This window comes from Phenylobacterium sp., assembly GCF_030693405.1.
Classification (GTDB): domain Bacteria; phylum Pseudomonadota; class Alphaproteobacteria; order Caulobacterales; family Caulobacteraceae; genus Phenylobacterium.
Genome location: NZ_JAUYAW010000067.1, coordinates 1 through 4,064, shown reverse-complemented (window position 1 = coordinate 4,064; position 4,064 = coordinate 1). Strand labels below are relative to the sequence as shown.

Genomic DNA, 4,064 nt, shown 5'->3' with positions numbered 1-4,064 from the left:
GCCTCCACGTCCTGGCCTACAATCTGAAGAGGATGATCCAGATCCTCGGCGCCAAACAACTGATCCGGGCCATCCAAGCCTGATCGCTAAACCGCGTGCTAAGGGTCAGAACTTACGGCACAGCGTTTTCACACGGCCTCGGTCGGAAGCGGGCATCTACTACCGGGTCGTTAGACGCCCTTCGCTTGCTAGGTCCGCATAGATGCAGTCCTCTTTGGCTGCGTGATCTGGCACGCCGTCATCGACATAGGCAGCCCATGCACCGCCCGCCTTCGTCGGTTCAAAGTCGCTTAGTCCACAACGTGCAGCCGCTGCCCTGATCTGGTCGGTGGCTGACCACCGGCCTGCGTCCTCATCCCAGGGGAAGCAACCTCCCAAGGAAATCGTGGCGGTCAGGACAAGTAGGACGCGAGGATGCATCGGGCTGATCCGCTGAACCTGACAAGCTAAAGGCGCATCATGTGCCAGAGAACTGGTCGCGACATGACCGGCATAGCGCCACAGGTCACGGCGTTCTTCCAGGCGAATGGCGTCTCGAACGCATCAGAAAGCTGAGCCTACCACAGGGTTTCGCTCCACCAGATCAGACCAAAACCGGATGTGTTTTATCTGCTCTGGCCAAGGGCGGCTTGAAACTCCAAATTGTCGCTCGAAAAAGTGCGCGAGATCGGCGCCGAAGTAGATTGTGTCGGATTGGTAGACGGAGAACACCGGGTTTCCGGCTTCATGCGGCTCTTCTGGCAGATAGCGGTGTCCGACCAATGGTATCAACTTGGGAGCAGCCTTCACCACTTGTGTGAGCAATTCGGCCCGCCCCTCGGGCGTCTCGGGCCGCTGGCCCCATTCCGGCCACCAAAGCGCATTGTGCTCCGAGTCGTACAGGAGGCCCTCCAAGGGCCAGCTCAACATGGCGCGGATTTCCTCGTGATCTGACCGCCAGTCGTAGCCGAGCACCGGGCGGCGATCTCTGAACAGGGCTACGAGATCAGGCGGGAAGACGAGATCGTATCTGTCTTGCGCATCGTCGAGTTCCGACTGCGTGTAACCCTCCGCCCACAGGCGCCCTTCCTTGCGGCGGACGCGCTCGAAGTCGCTGATAATCTCCTCACCAATGGTGATGTCCTCGGGACGGATAAACTGGCCACCAATGTCCAGCTCCTTGGCCAGGGACCGCGACGCCGCAAGCGCGGCGCCCAGTCCAAGCGTGAATGTCCGGCGGTTCCCCATAGCCGGCTCATCCTGTCGTTGCCGAGCCAATGGAGCAATGGCCAAGGTTGTGCGAGCGATCGACTAGGACGCGGACGACTTTGCCAACCTGCCTATCGCGGGCCGCTAGAGTCGCCCGTGTCCCGGGCTCAAGAAGGCCTGAGGCGACGACCGCCCCGCCTCAGCCGGCCGCCTGCGCCTGGGCGATGAGGGCGTTGTCGATCTCGTCGGCGCGCACGGCGGCGGGGCGGGCGAGGTGGCGGGCCGTATAGGTTTCGAAGGCCGGACGCTTCTCGATCGTGCCGAAGTTCATGCCCCAGGAGAGGTGGGCGGCCAGGTAGAGGTCGGCGGCCGTGAAGCTCTCGCCCACAAGATGGGCCCGGTCCCTGACCGCCCCTTCGAGGAGGTTCTGGACGTCTTCCATGCTGCCAAAGCCGAGGGAGGCGCGCTGTTCGACGCTGGGTTCGAAGCCCACCGCCTTGGCGCCCACGGCCTGTTCGATGGGGCCGGCGCCGAAGAACAGCCAGCGATAGTAGGGGCCGCGCAGCGAGCTCGTGACCGAGGGCGCGAGACCGGCCTGCGGGAAGGCGTCGGCCAGATAGGCGCAGATGGCGCCGCATTCGGTCACCACCACCCCGTCATGGACGATGGCCGGCACCTTGCCCATGGGATTGATGGCCAGATATTCGGCCGACTTGGTCTCGCCGGTCTCCCAGCTCAGGACCTTGGTCTCATAGGGCTGAGCGACCTCTTCCAGCATCCAGCGGATGATGCGGCCGCGCGACATGGGGTTTGTGTAGAAGACGAGATCGGACATGGCTGGCTCCAATTGATGGCGACGGGGCATCCATAGCCTGGGGCTGCTGACAGCTGTGTGGCAGCAGTCGCGCCGGTTAATCCGGATCGGGATACATGACATGCGGCTGGGCCAGGGGCTCCAGGGAGAGCCCCTGCATGATCGCCTGCGCCGCGGCCTCCGGCGCCAGGGCCTCGGTGTCGATGACCAGATCCGCGGGGATGGGCCGGTAGGCCGCGCCGCCGCCGTCGCGGAACTTCTGCAGCACCTCGCGGGAGTGGATCTTCTTCGAGGCCTTTCGGTCGGGATTCTCCACCCGCTGCATCTGCCCCTCAGGCGAGACCTGGAGTTCGACGAAACAGACCTCGCCGCCATGGCCCTCCACCGCCGCGCGGGTCTCCTCGATGAAGCTGTCTGGCACGGTGCGTTCCGGCGCGAAGGTGAAGATCAGCGGCCGGTCCTGGCGGGCGGCCTCTTCGAACATGGACAGCCAATAGAGGCTGCGCAGCCGCACGAAGGGTTCGCTGCCGAACGGAAAGACCGAGGTCACCGCATCCAGCGCCAGGTGATTGTGGAACAGGGGATAGTTGGTCAGGGCGGCCAAGGCCTTGGCCACCGTCAGCTTGCCGCAGGCCGCCGGCCCATAGAGAAAGATCAGCTTCATCACGCCCTCCGTCCTGGTGTGGGCGAGCCTACGCTCTCGCCCCTCCGGCCGTCGCCCTCGGACTTGATCCGACGGCCCATGCACACGGCCGGATGAAGGTGTTCATGGATGGCCCGGTAAAGCCGGGCCATGACGGGTTGAGAGGCCAACGAAAAACGGCCCGGGCCTTCACAGGTCCGGGCCGTCCTTCAGATCAGCGCAAACGGCTTAGAAGCGGTAGGTGGCCGCCATCCGCACCGAGTGGATGTTGAACTCGTCGCTGGTGCGGTTGAAGTCCGTGCCGGCGCCGTTCACCGAGGTGAAGGGACCGCCAGCCGGGCCGCCCGAGGCGCGGACGGTGTAACCGTCGTCATCCAGGCGGGTGTACAGGTACTCAAGGCCCAGGCTCACATTCTCGGTGAACTTGTGCTCGACGCCGCCGCCCAGCTGCCAGCCGTCGGTCCACTTGCTGCTCTCCGACACCTCGGTGAAGGTGTTGGCGGTGTTGGTGGTGGAGAAGCTGCGGTCCAGGTCGGCCCAGGCGTAGCCGCCGGTGACATAGGGCAGGGTGTTGCCGACCGCATAGCCGACCCGGGCGCGGGCGGCGAGCAGGCCGTTCAGGTCACGGCGCATGGTGTAGGCCGCGGGCGTGCCGGAAAACGCCGTCACGCTGTCCTTCACGTCGGTGCGCACGGCTTCGCCCAGCACGCCGGCGACGATATTGCCGAACTGCCAGTCATAGCCCATGCGGACGCCGAATTCCGGGCCGCCCTCATCGCCGCCGCAGCCGCCGGCGCGGGTGGGATTGAAGTTCTGGCCGTAGCAGAATCCGGCGGCGAAGGCGTCGGCGCCGGTCCCGGTGCGCACTGTGTCGCCATAGGTCCCGTCGAGATTGGTGTCGAAGACGATGGATTCATCGCCATCATTCTCGGCCTGCCAGCCATAGCCGGCGACGCCGCCGATATAGGCGCCGGTCCAGTCGCCTGCGGTCTGGGCCTGGGCGGCGGACGCGGCCGTCAGGGCGCCGATGGCGGCGGCTGCGCAAAGCATGGTCTTCATACTGTAATCCTCGTCGTACTGCGTGAAGCCCCCTCAGGCCTCGGACCGCAGACAACGCGTCGGCGCGCTCGCCGATGCCGCAGGGGCGCCCTTTCCCTGCGGCCAAGCTTCACTCGGCCCCTGACTGTGGCCGATGAGTGACAGGGCTTACAGGCGGGTGGGCAGCACCACGCGCATGTCCTCATAGCCCTTCACGAAGATCGAATAGCTGCGCTTGGGCTCGGCCAGGACCTGGATGTCGGGGAAGCGCTTCATGATCTCCTCCCAGATGATGGTCAGCTGCAGCTCCGCCAGGCGGTTGCCCACGCAACGGTGGATGCCGAAGCCGAAGGACATGTGCTGGCGGGGTCTTGGCCGGTC

5 protein-coding genes are annotated in these 4,064 nt (G+C 65.1%); all 5 read right to left on the bottom strand.

Annotated features, from left to right (window positions below):
• Nucleotides 1–543: 543 nt before the first annotated feature.
• Nucleotides 544–1,227 (bottom strand): SMI1/KNR4 family protein, encoded by a 684-nt coding sequence (locus Q8N19_RS14500; protein ID WP_305591865.1) that lies wholly within the window; start codon nt 1,225–1,227, stop codon nt 544–546.
• A gap of 160 nt (nt 1,228–1,387) precedes the next feature.
• Nucleotides 1,388–2,023: a glutathione S-transferase family protein gene (locus Q8N19_RS14495; protein ID WP_305591863.1), complete on the bottom strand. Its 636-nt coding sequence runs from the start codon at nt 2,021–2,023 to the stop codon at nt 1,388–1,390.
• Between the two features lie 76 nt (nt 2,024–2,099).
• On the bottom strand, nt 2,100–2,666 hold the full coding sequence (locus Q8N19_RS14490; RefSeq protein WP_305591861.1) for an AAA family ATPase: 567 nt from the start codon (nt 2,664–2,666) through the stop codon (nt 2,100–2,102).
• 207 nt (nt 2,667–2,873) lie between these two features.
• A complete protein-coding gene (locus tag Q8N19_RS14485; protein WP_305591859.1) occupies nt 2,874–3,704 on the bottom strand; it encodes an outer membrane protein in 831 nt (276 codons plus the stop codon).
• Between the two features lie 147 nt (nt 3,705–3,851).
• Nucleotides 3,852–4,064 (bottom strand): cytochrome P450 (locus Q8N19_RS14480; protein ID WP_305591857.1); only part of this gene is annotated, 213 nt, incomplete at its 5' end.

Bases quoted from the DNA above. Each gene is read 5' to 3' on its own strand.
- Q8N19_RS14500 (WP_305591865.1), bottom strand. From the start codon at position 1,227: ATGGGGAACCGCCGGACATTCACGCTTGGACTGGGCGCCGCGCTTGCG.
- Q8N19_RS14495 (WP_305591863.1), bottom strand. From the start codon at position 2,023: ATGTCCGATCTCGTCTTCTACACAAACCCCATGTCGCGCGGCCGCATC.
- Q8N19_RS14490 (WP_305591861.1), bottom strand. From the start codon at position 2,666: ATGAAGCTGATCTTTCTCTATGGGCCGGCGGCCTGCGGCAAGCTGACG.
- Q8N19_RS14485 (WP_305591859.1), bottom strand. From the start codon at position 3,704: ATGAAGACCATGCTTTGCGCAGCCGCCGCCATCGGCGCCCTGACGGCC.